Below are 17,460 nucleotides of genomic sequence, written 5' to 3' on the forward strand. Positions count from 1 at the left end.
AGAATGGTGCCTCCGCTCGGCTCAAAACGTCGAATTAGTTCTCAGCAACACCGGTCGGAAAGCACGATAAGAACTCTCGGCCCAGGACTATTGACTCAGCGATTGTTTCGGGAGCCATAACTCGTTTCGCTTGTGCTGCGGCTATGTTGCAGGTGGATATAAACGCGCAGTTCCATCACGTCGCCTGCCACGAAAGTGGCAGGCGACGTGATGGAATGCTTCTTGTCGACTTTTTACTATGCAAAACCAAGGAGGAAAGATGCGAACCATCGAGCTCATACAAACACTGCTTGATGACGAGGGTGATTCCCTTGAGACGCTCATGGAACGTTTCAAAGTGAGTACCCGTACAGTGCGCTCGCATGTCCATGCGGCAAACCAAATGCTTGAAGATATCGCTCTCATTCAGTTCTCGAGAAAAAACAATGTATATGAACTCGAGGTCCTTAATAAAGATGCATTTCAAACTTGGCTTGATCGGGGCAATAAAGTCGAACAGGAGCAGGCTGGTTCGGTCAGACGCGTGCCCCGTATCCTCAATTACCTTCTACTTACCGATGGCTGGGTGCGAGTTCCCGATTTGGCCGATCGCCTCTTCGTTTCGTCCCAAAGCATCTCTGTGGACTTGCATGAGGTTGAAGCTGAACTCTCTAAGTTTGAGCTTTCGCTTGTAAAGCGTCCGTGGTACGGGATTCGTGTCGAGGGACCAGAAATCAACAGACGCACATGTCTTGCTTCGGTAATCTCAGCCTCTCTCGTTGGTGGCACCGGAAATACTGAGGCGCTATCCAATCGTGCCAAGACAATAGGGAAGACAGTCGAGCGGGTACTCGGTGAGAATAACTTTTCTATTAGCTCTATTGCATTTCAGAATCTTGTGGTGCACCTCGTGGTTGCAGCCGAGCGAATAGAGCAGGGTTGCTATGTTCCCATGGATGTCGAGCAGAGGGAACGCCTGATGGCACTGCCGGAAAGCATTACTGCCCAACAACTTGCGCAGGCCATCGGGAATGATCTTGGGATTTACCTCCCAAGCTCGGAGGTTGCTTTCATTACTATTCACCTTGCGGGGAAGCATTCTATCGATGCCCTTTCCCAAGAGGTCGATACAGATGGGACCGTAATCAGCGGTAGCGTCTGGGATATCGTTGGCGAAATCCTTGATGCTGCTCGTCTTGCTATGTGGATAGACCTTAGAAGCGATCTTGAGCTGCGAATGAACCTTGCTCGTCACATCGTGCCACTCTCAGTGCGGCTTCGATATGGAATGCCTGCAAAGAACCCATTACTCGAAGAGACAAAGCTGCGCTATCCGCTTGCATGGACAATGGCGCTCGAGGCGGGGAAAGTGCTTGAGCGCCACTATGGTGCCATGCCCAATGAGGATGAGACTGGCTTTCTCGCCCTGTCATTTGCTCTTTCGCTAGAACGCCGGCGAACGCCGGCTCGCAAGATGCGGGTACTAGTGGTGTGTGCCTCTGGCATGGGAAGTGCGCGTTTGCTTCGGCAGCGGTTTATCTCGGAGTTTGGCGAACTGCTTGAGCGGTGCGATACATGCGATGCTGCGAGCGTAGTAGGAAAAGATTTTTCCGATGTCGATTACGTCTTCTCTACGGTCCCGCTGCCTAATCTCCCAGTGCCAGTTTGCCAGATTAGTTATTTCTTTGACAGAGATGCTGGGGACTACATACGTCGCATCTTGGAGAGGGCGGATGCGAGAGATGCTGCATCCATGTTTTCCCGTGAACTGTTCTTTCCTCACGTGAAAGCAAAGGATAAGAGCTCGCTGCTGGATATGATGTGCTCTGAAATGGCAAAAGCGGGAGTCGCTCAGTCTCAGCTTCGCGATTCCGTAGAACTCCGCGAGGATGCTGCGGCGACTTGTTTCGGAAACAACGTTGCCATGCCACACCCCATGGAACCCATGAGCAATGAGACTCGTGTTGCGGTTGCGCTGCTCGATAATCCGATGTCCTGGGATGAATGGGGGCATTACGTTCAGGCTGTCTTCCTGGTCTCATATGCCCATGGAGCTCGAGATGGCGATGAGGTTTTCTCGTTGCTTGCGGATTTGTTCACAGATGAGAGGTCTATTTCAAATCTTATCGATGAGCAGACCTTTGAGTGCCTGCTCAAGGAATTTGGGAATGGGAGCCAGAAATGAGCGATGAGGAGCGCAAGGCTATGGATAACGAGATGCAGAATATCTCGCTGGGAATTATTGCCTCTTCAGGTCAAGCTCGCAGCCTAGCTTTTCAGGCACTCGCCAAGGCACGCGGTGGGCATATCGATGAGGCGCATGCCCTACTGGAAGAGTCAAAACGGGCTGCTCTGAAGGCCCATGAATGTCAAACGCATTTACTTACCCGTGAAGCGTCTGGGGAGCACATCGAAATCGACGTATTGCTTGTGCATGCGCAAGATCACCTTATGACCTCAATGCTTGCACAAGAACTTATTGAAGAGCTGATTATTCTTCACGAGACAAAGGCTGATAGGAGGGAGGAGGACATTTGATTCTTTATTCGTGTATTGGCGCGTTTTAGATAAACGGGGATTGGAGGGATATATGAAAGTTCTACTGGTTTGTGCGGGTGGAATGTCTACGAGCATCGTAATGAAGAAGATGCGGGACTATGCAAAAACGAACGGAATTAACGACTTTGAAGTCAAGGCGACTGGTGTCGGGAACTTCCGTGATGTTGTCGATGCATATGATGTAGTTCTGCTTGGGCCGCAAATATCCTACAGACTTGATGAGATCTCCGGCGTAGCGGGCAAATCGAAGCCAGTTGGCGTAATTGCGCCCGCTGACTACGCAATCGGAAACTGCCAGGCAATTTTCCAGCAGATCGAAGGAATGCTTTCTGGTAAGTAACCCAAAGCCGGCAATGCTACTAACAACTACACACGTAAGGAAACGACATGGCCAATGCACAGGATAGGCTCATGAAGGTGCTAATGCCCGTCACCACTTGGGTGGAGAAGCGCAAACACCTCCAGGCAGTCAAGGATGGAATGATTGGGGCGACTGCCTTTATCATCGTGGGGTCGATGTGCCTCATTCCAATGGCACTTATGAATCTAATCGGTTCTGGATCGGTGTATGATTTTTTAAGTGTCATAAATCCTTTTTTTACTAAAATTGCAGGATTTACAAACGATTATGTAGGCCTATATGCTGCATATCTTATTGCGCGGTCGCTTGCAAAGCGAGATGAGATTGATGGTCCCATCATCGGCATTAACGCCGTCGTTGTTCAGTTGATTCTCACGGGTTTTGCCCTTGATGGAGTTGACGGTGCTGTTGCAACGACATACTTTGGTTCTCAGGGTCTGTTCGTCAGCATCATCTCTGGACTTCTCACAGTTGATATTACTCAGCTCTTTATTAAACGAGGCTGGGTTATCAAACTCCCCGAGAGTGTTCCCGAAATGGTGGCCGATAGTTTTAGCGCATTGATTCCTGTTGCCGCGACTTGTGGAATTGCATCGCTCATTACGGTTATTTCTCAAGCTGGTGCGGGAGAGGTATTTCCTGCGCTGCTTCAGACGATACTTGCGCCTGCAGTTACATCAATGGATACGCTTCCTGCTCTCCTCATAGTAATATTCCTTACACAGCTTCTTTGGTTCTTTGGGTTGCATGGGCCTTCGATTACCCAGGCGGTTTGGGCGCCATTTGCAATTGCATACGCGACTGAAAACGTTGCGGCATACGCTGCCGGAGAAGCAGCTACTCACGTGTTCACTTATGGCTTTTACTACAACATCCTGCAGGTAACAGGCTCTGGTCTTACTTTGGGGCTCGTCATTTTCATGATGCTCTCGAAGTGCGACACCTACAAGGCTGTTGGACGCGCGGCCATTGTACCCTCTCTGTTTGGGATTAACGAGCCGGTTATTTTTGGACTTCCTATCATGCTCAACCCATTCATGTTTGTACCGTTCGTTATCGGTCCACTTATTCCTACTACCATCGCTTGGTTTGCCTTTAAGAGCGGACTGGTGGGAATGCCAGTTGCAGTACCTCCCGGCTTCATGCCTCCCGGTGTCGGAGCATTCCTCATGACCTACGACTGGAAAGCGGTCGTGCTTGTATTCGTGCTTCTCGGAATTATGGCTGCGTTTTACTACCCATTTTTCAAGGCGATGGAGCGCGAGGCTCTTGCACGTGAGGAGCAGCAAGAAGTGGTGGCGGACGAAGCTACGGTTTAAGAGTCGATAAATTAGGAGGTAGTACATGAAGGACGCAGGGAAGAAGAGTTTCTCGGTCGTCATCGCGGGAGGCGGGAGCACCTATACCCCAGAAATTATTTTAATGCTCCTCGCAAATCTCGACAGGCTTCCGCTGTGTTGCATCAAGCTTTACGATAATGACGGTGAACGTCAGGGGCTGCTTGCTCCTGCGGTAAAAATACTCATCGAAGAGCGTGACCCCTCGATTGAGTTTGTTGCTACCACGGATCCAGAGATTGCCTATACAGACGTCGACTTCTGCCTGGCTCACATTCGTGTTGGAAAACTCCCCATGCGTGAACTTGATGAGAAGATTCCACTCAAGTATGGAGTTGTAGGCCAAGAGACTTGTGGACCAGGTGGGCTTGCGTATGGCCTACGTTCGATTCCGGGCGTGATTGAAAATATTGACTACATGGAGAAGTATTCTCCGAATTGCTGGATGCTCAATTATTCAAATCCGGCAGCAATTGTTGCAGAAGCATGCAGAAGGCTTCGACCAAATTCGCGTGTAATTAATATTTGTGATATGCCGATTGGACTCGAGGACTCCTTTGCACGCATATTGGGCTTCCAGTCCCGTAAGCAGCTTGACTATCGTTACTTTGGGCTAAACCACTTCGGCTGGTATACATCGGTAAAAGATCCTGAGGGTAATGAACTTCTTCCGAAGCTTGTGGGACATGAGCTCAAGTATGGAAACACCATGCCCGGTGAAAGCATGGATGACTATACAGACCATACCTGGTACGACACCGCTTTGAAGGTTAAGGATATTGTTTCTCTAGATCCCTCGATGGCCCCTAACTCGTATCTGCAGTATTACCTCTTTCCAGATGACATGGTTGCCCATTCGGATCCCCATTACACGCGAGCAAACATGGTGATGGATGGTCGCGAGAAGCGCGTCTTTGGCGAATGTGCCCGTATTGCAGAGGCGGGCACTGCAGCCGGAACGACTCTCAAAATTGGCATTCATGCGGAGTTCATAGTTGATCTTGCGACGGCACTTGCTTTTAATACTCATGAAAGAATGCTGCTGATTGTCCCGAACAATGGTGCAATTGAGAACTTCGACCCCGAGGCGATGGTTGAGATTCCTTGTGTGGTCGGTAAGGACGGCTACGAGCCGCTTTCCATTGGAAAAATTCCAACATTTCAGAAAGGTCTCATGTACGAGCAGGTTTGTGTCGAGAAACTTGTTGCTGACGCTTACGAACAGCATAGCTACCTCAAGATGCTGCAGGCAATGACACTCTCAAAGACCGTCCCTTCCGCAAATGTGGCGAAGAAAATTCTTGATGAGCTCATTGTTGCAAACGAGGGCTATTGGCCTGAGCTCCACTAACCTATTAGTCTCTGGCACCTTGCGGGCGTTGCTCTGCAAGGTGCTCTTACTATTCGGAGGTACAAATGGAAGAGAATTATTCGATATGGGAACACGCATATACAAACCATGGTATAGAAGTCGATGAGGCAGTCTCCGCATTGCAAAAGTGCATCCGACGAGCCCGCGAAGAAGATGCGGCTCGATTTGCATACGAATTGTACACGACAAGCCCAGCTCTGCTTGAAAAGGTCTGGAGCCGTCTAGAGTCTATCTCTGTGGAGGACATTGGATTCGGAAATCTCAATGCAGCGGTTTATGTGCATACGCTTAACGAGATGCGCAAGAACTATCCCTATGATGATCCTGACCAGCCGATGTTTTTCGTTCACGCGATTCGTATCCTATGCCGAAGCGAAAAGGACCGTTCGAGTGATTTTCTGAAGAACATAATTATTAAAACCGCTGCAATGGGACAGGTGCCCGAGGTTCCCGATATCGCGCTCGACAAGCATACGCGTCGCGGCCGTGAGCTAGGCCGGGGATCCCGCGAATTCTATGATGAAGGATGCTTGGTCTTCCCCCAGGCAGAAGTTGACAATGATTACCGCGCTAGGTATGGCAAGGTTCTTGAGGAGTATTCTCCCGAAAAGGCAGAGCCGAGCGCCTTCAAGTTTATTGCTGGTCGCTTCTAGAAAGGCTACCGATTGACGTGAGAGATAGTAGTGCGTACTCCGAGAGCTCCGCCTCTCGTGTACTCGATGCGAGAACGGTTGTATCAATAATCGCTTCGGGTAGTCTCGCCTTCTGTGCGATTGTGTTTGAGACTTCAACAAACGTTGCTATTCCGGTCATGATGTTGGAGCTAGGGGTTGATACGGCGACAATACAGTGGATTACATCCGCATACCTACTCGTTTTGTCGGTGACGATTCCCGTATTCCCTGTACTCAAGTCACGCTATTCCTTGCGTCGCCTTTTTGCCGCTTCAACGCTTTCCTTTACAGCAGGAACGCTGCTTTGCTGTACAGCGACTACATTCCCCCAGCTCCTGTTGGGCAGAATTATTCAGGGGCTGGGGACTGGTGTTGCGATGCCGCTTATGTTCAACGTTGTGATAGATCAAGTACCCTTTGAGCACATGGGCATGATGATGGGCGTTGCGTCGCTGATAATTTCGTTGGCACCGGCAATTGGGCCTGCTTATGGTGGAGTTGTGCTAGAAGCGTTTGGGTGGCATACGATGTTCTTGTTTGCTGTCCCCCTCCTTGCCGTGGCATTCGCTGCAGGAATGGTCTGTTTACGACAGACAACGGAACTGGCTATACGCCCATTTGACGCGACGGGGTTCCTTCTTGTAGCCTCTGGTTTTCTTCTGATTGTGGTGGGGGTGAATCGGCTCTCTAACGATGGGCTCACCGCTTTTGTTGCAGCTCTTCTAGTTGCCGGCCTCATTCTTCTTGTTCAATTTGTAAAACACGTAAGACATGTAAAATATCCCTTAGTGTCTCCTGAAGTGTTTTCCTCAACTCGATTTATGACTTCAGTAGCTGCAATTGCGAGCGCGTCATTCGTATGCCTCGGATATGCATGGTTGATTCCCAACTTCATCCAGGTAGCTCTTGGTACGGGGGCAAAAGTTTCTGGCCTTGTAGTGGTTCCTGGGTGTGTAGCGGCAATGCTACTCTCCCCGGTTGCTGGTCGACTTCTTGACAGAAAAGGACCATGCACTCCCATTGTCGCAGGTGCGACGCTGATGGTGTTGGGTGCTATTCTGATGTGCATCTACAGATTAGATACCGCCTGGGGATTGGTGGTGTGTTACCTGCTATCGGGAATGGGCCAAGGCCTGTTGGCTAGCCCCTCGATGACCTACGGTCTTTCTTCTCTTGACGATAGTCTGCGGGTTGATGGGACTTCAGTTTGTAACTCTCTTCAACAACTAGGTGGCTCGGTAGGGGTGAGCACTGTTACAGCGGTTGTGGCCGCTGCTCAATCTTCTAGTGCTGACATTACGACAGGAATGGTGCTAGGTGGACAAGCCGCCTTTGTCGTACTGGCAATCGTTGCTGCCGTTGCAGCCGCATTCTCGTTGACTGCTCTGCGGTTTGCTAAGTCCTGATTGACCCTGCGAGCTCACCCCGAGTGGGCGAGCAACATGCTAAACAGTTCTCACTACCTGGCCACGGTAGTGTCTCAAAAGTTGGTGTAAGCGGTGCCTTCGCCCGTGAACCCGCTTCCTCCTAACGCATCCTATGCCGCCCTCCTCCTCGAGTCAACGCCGTCCGCCTTCACCAGCCGGATGATGGCGGCGGCATGCTCGGCCGCGGTTCCCTCGTACGTCGGTGCCGGCGCTGGCGTACGCTGGGAGTCCTCCTCGTAGGCCTCCTGGATGGACCCTGCGGAGAACCAGCGTCTCGACTGCCAGGCCTCGTCCATCTCCGAGAGAGCGGCACCGACGTACCTGAGGAGGCTCCTCCTCGAGGGGAAGACCTGCACGACGCGGCTCCTGCGCTTGATCTCCCGGTTGGTGCGCTCCTGGATGTTGTTGGTCCTGAGCCTGATGTGGTGCTCGTAGGGGAAGTCGAGGTAGGCGAGCGCGTCAGCCTCGGTCTCCTCCAGGAGCTCGCCCGCCGCGGGGCAGATGGCGCCAACCTCGTCGATCGCCAGGTGGTAGAGCTCCCTGACGAGGTCCGGGTCACGCTCCGCGAACACGGCCGAGAGCACCTGCCCCACGAGGGCGCGCTGGCGCCTTGTCCTGGCGAGCGAGCAGCAGTTCCTCTCGAGGTGGACGATGCAGCGCTGCCAGGCGGCGCCCGGGAAGGTCTCCTCGATGGCACGCCTCAGCCCCTCGTGGGCGTCGGAGACGACGCAGATGACGTCCGCCACGCCACGGTCGCGCAGGCCCCTCAGGAACCCGAGCCAGGACGCGTAGGACTCCGTGTCGACCGCGTCGACGCCGACGAGGTAGCGGTGGCCGTCATCGGCGGCCGCTATCGCCGTCACCACGGCCACGGAGCCGACGTGCCCGCCCTCCCGGGCCTTGATGTAGGTGGCGTCGAGCCACAGGTAGGGGAAACGCAGGTCGCGGAAGACGCGCCCCTGCAGGTCTGCGACCGTCTCGTCGAGCGTGGCGCACATCCGGGAGACGGCATCCTTGCCGAGCCTGTCGGCACCGAGCGTGTGGGCCACGCGCTCGACCTTCCTCGTCGAGACCCCACAGGTGACCATCTCGGCCACGGCCGCCACGATCGCGCGGTCGGTCCTGGAGTATCGCTCCACCAGGTCCTCGGGGAAGAAGGACCCGCGCCTGAGCTTGGGTATGCGGAGGGTGATCGTGCCGACGCTCGTGAGCAGCGAGCGCTCCCGGTAGCCGTTCCTCTGGTTGCCGCCCTCGCACTCGAGGTCGGCCTCGACGCTCATCACCTCGTTGACGACGGACTCGGCGAGCACCCTCGCCAGCTCGCCCACGTTCACCATCCCGTCGTCGAACCGGGGCAGCCCCGGTGTCACACCGTCCTGCCCATCGCCTATGATTGCCATAGCGGTCATCGCCTCTCCTAGTCCCGATACGTCGCTGTTCGGGATTCTAGGGCGATGGCCGTTCCCCTCAGGCCTTCAGGCCTGAGGGGAACGTGCTTACACCAACTTTCGCGACACGATCTGGCCACCAGGTGCTGCTGAGGAATAAATTGGACAGAATTGCTCTCACGCGGCGGTCAAAACGTACGGAAAGTTCCCAACAGCGCCGGGGGGGGTGGAGACGCGCCGTTCGGCATAAGAACGGGGGACGGCCGCAAGACGGCCATCCCCCGTACGTGCGTCTATCTCGCAGACGTCCTACATGTGGTCGTGGCAGGTGCGCGCGATCACGTCGAGCTGCTGCTCGCGCGTGAGGTCGATGAACTTCACCGCATAGCCGGAGACGCGGATCGTGAAGTTGGCGTACTCGGGCTTCTCGGGGTGCTCCATAGCGTCCTTGAGCTTCTCGACGCCAAAGACGTTGACGTTGAGGTGGTGCGCGCCGTTGGCAAAGTAGCCGTCAAGCACGTTCACCAGGTTACCGATGCGCTGCTGCTCGTCGGTGCCAAGCGCGCCGGGGTTGATGGTCTGCGTGTTGGAGATGCCGTCGAGTGCGTACTCGTAGGGCAGCTTCGCCACGGAGTTGAGGCTTGCGAGCAGGCCGTTCTTCTCGGCGCCGTAGCTGGGGTTGGCACCGGGCGAGAAGGGCGTGTAGGCAGGGCGGCCGTCGGGCAGCGCGCCGGTGGCCTTGCCGTACACCACGTTGGACGTGATGGTGAGGATGGACGTCGTGGGCTCGGAGTTGCGGTAGGTGTGGTGCTTCTTGATCTTGGCCATGAAGGTCTTGAGCAGCCACACGGCGATGTCGTCGGCGCGGTCGTCGTCGTTGCCGTAGCGCGGGAAGTCGCCCTCGGGCACGTAGTCGACGACCAGGCCGGACTCGTCGCGCACGGTGCGCACGCGGGCGTACTTGATGGCCGAGAGCGAGTCCACCACGTGGCTGAAGCCCGCGATGCCGGTGGCGAAGGTGCGGCGCACGTCGGTGTCGATGAGGGCCATCTCAGCGGCCTCGTAGTAGTACTTGTCGTGCATGTACTGGATGAGGTCGAGGATGTTCACGTACAGGCCGGCCAGCCAGTCCATCATGATGCCGAACTTGTGCATGACCTCATCGTAGTCGAGGTACTCGCTCGTGATGGGGGCAAGCTCGGGGCCAACCTGCATGTGGTTGCCCTGCTTGTCGGTGTACTTGAGGTCCTTGCCGCCGTTGATGGCGTAGTTCAGGCACTTGGCGAGGTTCGCGCGGGCGCCAAAGAACTGCATCTCCTTGCCGGTCTGGGTCGCCGAGACGCAGCAGCAGATGCTGTAATCGTCACCCCACACCGGGCGCATGACGTCGTCGTTCTCGTACTGGATCGAGCTGGTGGTGATGGAGATCTTGGCCGCGTAGCGACGGAAGGCCTCGGGCAGGCGCTTAGAGTAGAGCACCGTGAGGTTGGGCTCGGGCGCGGGGCCCATGTTCTCGAGCGTGTGCAGGAAGCGGAAATCGTTCTTGGTCACCATGTGGCGGCCGTCCTGGCCAAGGCCGGCCATCTCGAGCGTGGCCCACACGGGGTCGCCGGAGAACAGCTCGTTGTAGCTGGGGATGCGCGCGAACTTGACCATGCGGAACTTGAGGACCAGGTGGTCGATGAGCTCCTGCGCCTGGGCCTCGTCGATCTTGCCCGCCACGAGGTCGCGCTGGATGTAGATGTCAAGGAACGTGGAGATGCGGCCCACGGACATGGCGGCGCCGTTCTGGGTCTTGATGGCAGCCAGGTAGCCAAAGTAGAGCCACTGCACCGCCTCGTGCGCGTCGCGCGCAGGCTGGGAGATGTCGTAGCCGTAGATCTTGGCCATAGCCTTGATGCCCCTGAGCGCGCGGATCTGCTCGGAGATCTCCTCGCGCAGGCGGATGACGTCGTCGGTCATGGTGCCGTCGCCGCAGTTGAGCAGGTCCTCCTGCTTCTTGGCGATAAGGAAGTCGATGCCGTAGAGCGCCACGCGACGGTAGTCGCCCACGATGCGGCCGCGGCCATAGGTGTCGGGCAGGCCAGTAATTACGTGGCTGTGGCGGGCGGCGCGCATCTCGGGGGTGTAGGCGTCAAAGACGGCCTGGTTGTGGGTCTTGTGGTACTCACTGAAGATCTGGTCGTACTTGGAGTTGATCTTGTAGCCGTAGCTCTCTGCCGCCTGCTGGGCCATCTTGATGCCGCCGTAGGGCATGAAGGCGCGCTTCAGGGGCTTGTCGGTCTGAAGGCCAACGACCTTCTCGAGGTCCTTGAGCTCGGGGTCGATGTAGCCGGGGCCGTATGCGGTGAGGCCCGAGACGACCTCGGTCTCGCAGTCGAGCACGCCGCCGTTGGAGCGCTCCTGCTTCTGGAGCTCCTGGACCTTGCCCCAGAGCTTGTCGGTGGCCTCGGTGGGGCCGGCGAGGAACGACTCGTCGCCGTCGTACTGGGTGTAGTTGCGCTGGATGAAGTCGCGGACGTTCACGTCGTCCGTCCAGTGACCTGCCGAGAAGCCCTGCCATTCTTCACGTAGTGCCATGCGTTCCTCCTGTAGTTGCTATGCCTGCGGAAGCCCCGACACGGCCGCGCCGAGGATTCGTTCCGCGTTTTCCACACGTTCCTTGCTGGGCGGCTGGGTGTCGCGCAGCGTGTAAGGTATGCCGAGCTCGTCCCACTTGTAGACGCCCAGGCTGTGGTAGGGGAGCACGTCGACGCGGCGGACGTTCGAGAGCGTCTTGATGAAGTCCGCGGTGCGACGGAGGTACTCGTCGTTGTCGGTGATGCCGGGGACCAGCACGTGGCGGATCCACACGGGTACTCCTGCGTTGGAGAGCCAGCGCAGGGCGTCGAGGATGTTCTCGTTAGAGTGGCCGGTGAGGGCACGGTGCTCGACGGGGTCGATGTGCTTGATGTCTGCGAGAACCAGGTCACAGGCGGCCATGATGCGTTCCCATGCCTGGTAGAATGGCTGCTGGCGGGTGAAGGGCGCGAGCGAGGTGTCCAGGCACGTGTTGATGCCGCGGGCGTGGGCGGCTTCGAAGAGCTCCGCCACAAACTCCGGCTGGAGCAGTGCCTCACCACCCGAGACGGTGATGCCGCCCTCACGCCCCCAGTAGCTTCGATAACGTTCTGCCTGGTCGAGCAGCTCGGCCGGCTCCATGAGGGTGCCGCGGTCGAGGGCCCAGGTATCGGGATTGTGGCAGTAGCGGCAGCGCATGGGACATCCCTGGAGGAAGACAATGAAGCGTACGCCCGGGCCGTCCGCCGAGCCAAATGACTCGGTCGAGTGAACACGTCCCTGCATGGTTTGCCTCCGCCCCCGAGCTAGTCCAAACCCACACTGCGCGCTCAAATGTAGGGTGAGGACCTAGATGTTTCCTTGATTGAAATCAAGTAATGGGAAATTTCAGAGCAATACTGCGGGAGCGGCGGTGATAAATGGTGCACACCATATGCGACACCCTAGATTGGAAGCCTTATGCGAGGGACATTGATCTGGTAATGCTATCGGCGCCGCATAAAAACGCTTTATCGAACAGAATTTGTGCACGCTGATCCCAAATTCTGTTCGATAGGCGGTTTTTATGCGTCACGGCTGTCAGATGACAGTGCTATCCGTGCGCTACACCCCGCGCATGCCGTCGCGGTCGATGATGCGCAGCCGCCCGCGGCCCACGCGCTCGACCAGCCCCTCCTTGCTCAGCGAGGATATCGCACGAGAGACGGTCTCGGGCCGCAAGCCCACCGAGGCCGCAATGTCTTCCAGCCCAAGGTGGATTTCGGTGCCCATGCAGCGCTCGTCACGAAGCAGCAGGTACTGCGCCACGCGTCGCCGCGGGTCGCGAATGCCCAGCATCATGGCCTTTTCTTCCGCGTCATCCAGCTCGGTGCACACCATGCGGATGAGTCCCATGGCGGCGTCGGGGTGCTCCGAGAGCATGGCCTCGAAGTCCGTACGGTGAATGGAGCACAGCTCAACGCGGGTAAGGCAGCCTACGGAGTAGTGGTAGACGTTGTCCTCGAGGAACATTCCGTGCCAGATTGCCTGTCCATCGTGCAGCACGTCGAGTACGTACTCCACGCCGTCGGGGTCGATGCGGAAGGTTTTGATTCGCCCAGACCGTACGATAAGGACTGAGTCGATGGGGTCGCCCTCGTGCACCAGGATGTCCCCGCGCCGGTGGGTGGAACGAACCGAGCGGGCGAGAAGATCGTGCTTCGCGTTGTCGGGCAGGCCCGCGAACAGGCGAATCCTGTTCACGCAGGTGCCGTTTGCCGCTTTGAAGCCGCAGTCCTCGCACTGCTGGCAGGGTATGTTGTCGTCGTGGGCCACGTGCATGCCTAGTCCTGAGACGCCAGCTTGAAGCCGTCGAAGGTAAAGCCCGGGCTTACCACGCAGGAGACCAGCGCATCTTCGCTGGCGGGAAGCGTGCGTTGCCAGACCCCCGCGGGGACAATCAGCTCGCCACAGGCGCCGTGATTGTCTACGCGCAGCGTCACGCGCCGCGCTCCGCGCTCGTCAGGCTGCTCGCCGTTGCCGCCCAGCTCGAGCGTCACCGCACCGGGCCCGTGCCAGAGCCACAGCTCGTCTGCGTCGACAACATGCCACGCGCTGGCGTCACCCGCCGGCAGCAGAAAATAGATGCACGATGCAAGTGGGCGATTCCCACTAGCGTCTGTCGCCAACGCCGACTGCCACGTGCGGCGATACCACCCGCCCTCGGGGTGCGGTGCTAGGTCCAGCTCACCAATCACGCGCTGCGCGTAGTCGCTGAGCCGTGGTGTGCCATCTGCTGCCGCGCTGCTATCATGCTCGGTAGCGCCTAGTCCGCACGGTGAGGATGACCCTACCGCGCAGGGAAGCCGCCTCCCGCATGGGAGTGCGCCTCGGTCGCCTCGGCGAGCTCCCTTACCAAACGCCCCAGGAAGCACATCGCGGCGTCCGCAGCGTCACTTGGCGCCGAAGAGAGGTCGACGTTCTCCAGGATTGTCGAGATGCCCTTCTCCGCGAACGCGACCTCTTCGAGGTCCGCGTTGCCGTCGGCATCGTAGATCCACTTCATCGTCCCGACTCCATGTCTCGTGTCCATGTGTTTTGGTAGCTATGCCAGTGATGCCTTCGAGCAAAAATTAGGCGGAGGCGCTCGTGCGTCCCCGCCACATAAAACCCTCTCGGGTTTTGCGATCTGCGTCCATTCTAGCCAACCGGGATTGGCGGTCAATCGGGTTCGTGGTCTGGACGTCGCCGTGCTAACGGGGGCAGCGTGTGGTCGCATTCTGAGTCCTGCGACTGGTATTGAAGGACGGGGAGCGGCATCGCGACTTCCCGCTACCGTGCGGCATCGATGCGGGCGACGAGTCCGTTGGCCCACGCGATGGCTTCCGCGAGGTCCTGCAGCACGCCGAGCCCCTCCGCCTGGGCGGCGTAGAGCTCGTCCCAGCCCTCTCCGGAGACGACCCTGGGCGGCCATTGCTGGGCCTTCCGGTAGGCGAAGAGCCTCACGCAGACCCGCCTCGTGCGCGCCAGGTCCACGTCGGCGTTGCCCATGATGAGCTGGAGGTCAACGAGGTCGCGCACGCGGTCGCCGCCGCTCGTGAGCCCGTGTAGCTTCTGGGCCACCTGGTAGCAGAGGTCCATGAGGGCCACGTCCCCGACGGCGGGGAACCCGAGCCTCTCGAGGGCGTCCGACGCCTCGACCTGGCTGGTCGCGTCGGCCCGCTCGGCGTCACCAATCTCGTCGAACCCCACCTCTAGGGGCACCGTGCACCAGGGCTTTCCCAGGTAGGAGAGCTTCACGTCGAAGGGACGCATCACGTACTCGCCGGGGATGCCCGGTGGCGCGGCGGGCTCGCGTCGCACGACGCGGCCGGTGAAGCCCTCCCATCCGGCGGCGAGCGCCTCGGACAGCCTCGCAGCGTACTCGTCCGGGTCGCTCGCCGTGGCGGTGTCGAGGTCGGTCGTGTAGCGCGTGGCCCCGGACCCGAAGCGCATCCTGACGGCGCTTCCGCCCTTCACCACGCCGTCGGGCAGCATCTGTGCCACTATCGCGTTCGCCACGAGGGTGCGCATGCGCACGTAGCCGTCGGCGGTGCCGCCGGAGGCCCTCCGGATGGCGTCGTCCAGGTGCCTCATGCTGTTCGGGCGCCTAGGCATGGGCGCCCACCTCCCCCTCGATCTCCGCAAGCTCGGCCGGCGTGACGTAGCCCCTCCGCTCCGCCTCGCGCGCCGCGTCGACGGCGCGGAGGGGTCCCAGGGTCCTCGTCGCCTCGCGGATCGCGTCGGCAGCCTTCTGGCAGGCTATGCCCTCGTACAGCGTGACCCTGTCCGGGTGCCTCCGCCAGACGAGCCTCACGCCCTCGCCGAGGCTGCGCCTGGTCCTCCTGGGCGTCGCCACCCGGATTGCGCGCGGGTCGGTGGGGCAGAGCCCGAGGAGCGCCACCACGGACTCGCCGTAGAGGTAGGCGCCCTCGCCCGCGGCCCTCACGGCGATCGCGTAGGGGGCCTGCTCCTGGTAGGGCCACACGGGCACTCGGTAGACGCCCCTGGCCACGCGCTCGAGCCTGCCGCGCGCCGCGTACTGCACCACCTCCGCGTCGGAGGCGCCGAGCGCCCTCGCGTCCGCGGACGTCACGAGGCCGTAGTCGTCGGCCGCCCCGTATATGTCATCTATCTTAGCCATGGCAATAGTATAGCGAAGACACTCTACATTTGACACATCCTCAATCGAACGCTCCATAATGCAATCCTCCAAAGTCGCCATCGGCGTTCCGTTCGCCCCAGAGTGTGCGTCCGCACGCGCTGCGGCAACCGGACTCTCTTCCGCCCCGAATCCGCTTCAGATGCTTCGATGGGTGCCGTCTGCACCCCGTTCCTACGAGAGCCCCGCGGACATGATCCTGCCCATGAGGTCCATGCCGGCCTTCTTGCTGTCTGCGAGCGCGTCGGCGTAGACGTTCAAGGTCATCGCGGCGTTGGAGTGGCCGAGGATGGCGCTCACGGTCTTCACGTCCACGCCGGAGCCGATCGCCATCGTCGCGAAGGTGTGCCTGAGGTCGTGGAACCTCGGCGGCTCGCCCTGGGAGCCCACGAGCCTCGCCACCCGCACGAACGCCCGCCACTCCTGCCCCAGCGCCATCGGGCTCTTCCAGGCGCCGGTGACGGCGCTGCCCACGACGAAGAGCCCCTCGTCCCAGTCGAGGCCCATCGCCTCGCGCTCGCCGTGCATGGCGCGCGCCCTCGCCTCAAGTACGCGTGCGAGCTCGTCGCCGTAGGGGATGGTCCTGGACGAGCTCCTGGTCTTCGGCGTGGAGAGCGCGAAGGTGCCGTTCGCCCTCGTGAGCGCGTGCGAGACCCGGATCTTGCGCGACACGCGGTCGACATCCTGCCACCTGAGGGCGCATATCTCGCCCTGCCTCATCCCCGTCATGAGCGCGAGGAGCACGGCCGTGGAGAACGGGTCGGCGACGCTCCCGAGCGTCTGGTTGAGCTGCCGGACGCTCGTGGCGTCGAGGGAGTTTATCGGCTTCGTGGGCCTCTTCGGAGCATCGACGAGGTCGAAGGGGTTCGAAGGGATGTCGCCCAGCCTGCGCGCCCTGATGAATGCGGTCTTGAGCAGCACGTGGGTGTGGGAGACGGTGTTGCCGCCGTAGCCGTCCTGCACCATGTCGCGTTCGAACTCCTGGATCTGCCTCGCGGTGACCTGCCCCACGGGGGTCTTGCCGAGCTCGGTGCCCAGGAGGTGCTTCGCGTACCAGCGGTAGCCGTCCGCCGTGGAGGCGAGGATGTTGCCGGTGGACTCCTTCATGTCTATGTAGTCGAGGACGTAGCGGTATACCGGCGTCTCGCAGGAGACGGTGCCGGAGAGCTCCTCGTCCTTTCGGACCTCCTCGTCGCGCCACTCCCTGAGGAAGTCCTCGGCGGCGCCCTTCCCGCGGTTGTCCCTGGTGACCTTCCCGGTCTTCCTGCTCACTCTGTCGGGATAGCAGGCGACGGGGGTGTTGCGCGTCATCCTCCTCTGCCTGCCGTCGTCGTCCTGCCAGCTGATTGCGGCCCTCCAGTGGCCGGACCTCTCGTCCTTGAAGACGAACCCGTTGCTCAGATTCCTCGGCATCGTGCCCCCATCAACGTTTGAACCTTTGATGCGCCTGCCCGCGCGCGTCGCAGTACGTGCAGTACGTGGATAGTACGTGGCGTACTATTTGCGTACTGCGGACGACTTTACATGACGGGGGCTGTGGTCGCCTCATGTTCGCCAAGGTCAGCAAATGCCCAGTTAAACAGCACAATTTGTGGAAGTGGTGTCCTCTGGTGTCTATTGACAT

General features: G+C 58.7%; 16 protein-coding genes. 7 read left to right on the forward strand and 9 right to left on the reverse strand.

The genetic code is table 11. The annotated features are described in order from the left end of the window. Positions 1 to 259 precede the first annotated feature (259 nt). From INP52_RS05015 to INP52_RS05045, 7 genes are all read left to right on the forward strand, one after another. Positions 260 to 2,164, forward strand: a complete 1,905-nt coding sequence (locus tag INP52_RS05015) for a BglG family transcription antiterminator (protein WP_194369602.1) — start codon at positions 260 to 262, stop codon at positions 2,162 to 2,164. After that, the gene (locus INP52_RS05020; RefSeq protein ID WP_194369605.1) at positions 2,161 to 2,517 is read left to right on the forward strand and encodes a PTS lactose/cellobiose transporter subunit IIA; all 357 of its coding nucleotides are present in this window, start codon (positions 2,161 to 2,163) and stop codon (positions 2,515 to 2,517) included. The genes INP52_RS05015 and INP52_RS05020 overlap by 4 nt, the downstream gene beginning before the upstream one ends. A gap of 82 nt (positions 2,518 to 2,599) precedes the next feature. Next, positions 2,600 to 2,878 (forward strand): PTS sugar transporter subunit IIB, encoded by a 279-nt coding sequence (locus INP52_RS05025; protein WP_332307352.1) that lies wholly within the window; start codon positions 2,600 to 2,602, stop codon positions 2,876 to 2,878. Between the two features lie 47 nt (positions 2,879 to 2,925). Then, on the forward strand, positions 2,926 to 4,218 hold the full coding sequence (locus INP52_RS05030; protein ID WP_228478259.1) for a PTS sugar transporter subunit IIC: 1,293 nt from the start codon (positions 2,926 to 2,928) through the stop codon (positions 4,216 to 4,218). Between the two features lie 25 nt (positions 4,219 to 4,243). Further along, positions 4,244 to 5,587 carry a 6-phospho-alpha-glucosidase gene (locus INP52_RS05035; protein ID WP_194369609.1) on the forward strand — a complete coding sequence of 448 codons (1,344 nt, stop codon included), beginning with the start codon at positions 4,244 to 4,246 and terminating at the stop codon, positions 5,585 to 5,587. A gap of 65 nt (positions 5,588 to 5,652) precedes the next feature. After that, a complete protein-coding gene (locus INP52_RS05040) occupies positions 5,653 to 6,261 on the forward strand; it encodes a hypothetical protein (protein ID WP_194369611.1) in 609 nt (202 codons plus the stop codon). A gap of 17 nt (positions 6,262 to 6,278) precedes the next feature. After that, positions 6,279 to 7,688 carry an MFS transporter gene (locus INP52_RS05045; RefSeq protein ID WP_194369613.1) on the forward strand — a complete coding sequence of 470 codons (1,410 nt, stop codon included), beginning with the start codon at positions 6,279 to 6,281 and terminating at the stop codon, positions 7,686 to 7,688. A gap of 131 nt (positions 7,689 to 7,819) precedes the next feature. On the opposite strand, the gene INP52_RS05050 is transcribed toward INP52_RS05045, so the two are convergent. The 9 genes from INP52_RS05050 to INP52_RS05090 form a co-directional block, all read right to left on the reverse strand. Further along, a complete protein-coding gene (locus tag INP52_RS05050) occupies positions 7,820 to 9,109 on the reverse strand; it encodes an IS256 family transposase (protein ID WP_228478260.1) in 1,290 nt (429 codons plus the stop codon). A gap of 297 nt (positions 9,110 to 9,406) precedes the next feature. After that, on the reverse strand, positions 9,407 to 11,677 hold the full coding sequence (gene pflB, locus INP52_RS05055; RefSeq protein WP_194369617.1) for a formate C-acetyltransferase: 2,271 nt from the start codon (positions 11,675 to 11,677) through the stop codon (positions 9,407 to 9,409). 18 nt (positions 11,678 to 11,695) lie between these two features. Beyond that, entirely contained in the window at positions 11,696 to 12,442 is a 747-nt protein-coding gene (gene pflA, locus INP52_RS05060; protein ID WP_194369619.1) for a pyruvate formate-lyase-activating protein, read from the reverse strand. 318 nt (positions 12,443 to 12,760) lie between these two features. Next, positions 12,761 to 13,477 (reverse strand): Crp/Fnr family transcriptional regulator, encoded by a 717-nt coding sequence (locus INP52_RS05065; protein WP_118310855.1) that lies wholly within the window; start codon positions 13,475 to 13,477, stop codon positions 12,761 to 12,763. 2 nt (positions 13,478 to 13,479) lie between these two features. Beyond that, positions 13,480 to 14,070 (reverse strand): cupin domain-containing protein, encoded by a 591-nt coding sequence (locus tag INP52_RS05070; protein ID WP_228478261.1) that lies wholly within the window; start codon positions 14,068 to 14,070, stop codon positions 13,480 to 13,482. After that, positions 13,986 to 14,201, reverse strand: a complete 216-nt coding sequence (locus tag INP52_RS05075; RefSeq protein ID WP_118111750.1) for a hypothetical protein — start codon at positions 14,199 to 14,201, stop codon at positions 13,986 to 13,988. The genes INP52_RS05070 and INP52_RS05075 overlap by 85 nt, the downstream gene beginning before the upstream one ends. A gap of 266 nt (positions 14,202 to 14,467) precedes the next feature. Next, complete coding sequence (locus INP52_RS05080) at positions 14,468 to 15,292, reverse strand: nucleotidyl transferase AbiEii/AbiGii toxin family protein (protein ID WP_194369622.1); 825 nt, start codon at positions 15,290 to 15,292, stop codon at positions 14,468 to 14,470. Further along, complete coding sequence (locus INP52_RS05085) at positions 15,285 to 15,818, reverse strand: type IV toxin-antitoxin system AbiEi family antitoxin domain-containing protein (RefSeq protein WP_194369624.1); 534 nt, start codon at positions 15,816 to 15,818, stop codon at positions 15,285 to 15,287. The genes INP52_RS05080 and INP52_RS05085 overlap by 8 nt, the downstream gene beginning before the upstream one ends. A 192-nt stretch (positions 15,819 to 16,010) precedes the next feature. Continuing rightward, complete coding sequence (locus INP52_RS05090) at positions 16,011 to 17,249, reverse strand: tyrosine-type recombinase/integrase (RefSeq protein ID WP_194369627.1); 1,239 nt, start codon at positions 17,247 to 17,249, stop codon at positions 16,011 to 16,013. Between the last annotated feature and the right edge of the window lie 211 nt (positions 17,250 to 17,460).

The sequence above is a fragment of the Thermophilibacter immobilis genome (assembly GCF_015277515.1).
Classification (GTDB): domain Bacteria; phylum Actinomycetota; class Coriobacteriia; order Coriobacteriales; family Atopobiaceae; genus Thermophilibacter; species Thermophilibacter immobilis.

Excerpts from the sequence above, each read along its gene's own strand:
- INP52_RS05015 (WP_194369602.1), top strand. The coding sequence starts at position 260 with ATGCGAACCATCGAGCTCATACAAACACTGCTTGATGACGAGGGTGAT.
- INP52_RS05020 (WP_194369605.1), top strand. The coding sequence starts at position 2,161 with ATGAGCGATGAGGAGCGCAAGGCTATGGATAACGAGATGCAGAATATC.
- INP52_RS05025 (WP_332307352.1), top strand. The coding sequence starts at position 2,600 with ATGTCTACGAGCATCGTAATGAAGAAGATGCGGGACTATGCAAAAACG.
- INP52_RS05030 (WP_228478259.1), top strand. The coding sequence starts at position 2,926 with ATGGCCAATGCACAGGATAGGCTCATGAAGGTGCTAATGCCCGTCACC.
- INP52_RS05035 (WP_194369609.1), top strand. The coding sequence starts at position 4,244 with ATGAAGGACGCAGGGAAGAAGAGTTTCTCGGTCGTCATCGCGGGAGGC.
- INP52_RS05040 (WP_194369611.1), top strand. The coding sequence starts at position 5,653 with ATGGAAGAGAATTATTCGATATGGGAACACGCATATACAAACCATGGT.
- INP52_RS05050 (WP_228478260.1), bottom strand. The coding sequence starts at position 9,109 with ATGGCAATCATAGGCGATGGGCAGGACGGTGTGACACCGGGGCTGCCC.
- pflB (WP_194369617.1), bottom strand. The coding sequence starts at position 11,677 with ATGGCACTACGTGAAGAATGGCAGGGCTTCTCGGCAGGTCACTGGACG.
- pflA (WP_194369619.1), bottom strand. The coding sequence starts at position 12,442 with ATGCAGGGACGTGTTCACTCGACCGAGTCATTTGGCTCGGCGGACGGC.
- INP52_RS05065 (WP_118310855.1), bottom strand. The coding sequence starts at position 13,477 with ATGCACGTGGCCCACGACGACAACATACCCTGCCAGCAGTGCGAGGAC.
- INP52_RS05075 (WP_118111750.1), bottom strand. The coding sequence starts at position 14,201 with ATGAAGTGGATCTACGATGCCGACGGCAACGCGGACCTCGAAGAGGTC.
- INP52_RS05080 (WP_194369622.1), bottom strand. The coding sequence starts at position 15,292 with ATGCCTAGGCGCCCGAACAGCATGAGGCACCTGGACGACGCCATCCGG.
- INP52_RS05085 (WP_194369624.1), bottom strand. The coding sequence starts at position 15,818 with ATGGCTAAGATAGATGACATATACGGGGCGGCCGACGACTACGGCCTC.
- INP52_RS05090 (WP_194369627.1), bottom strand. The coding sequence starts at position 17,249 with ATGCCGAGGAATCTGAGCAACGGGTTCGTCTTCAAGGACGAGAGGTCC.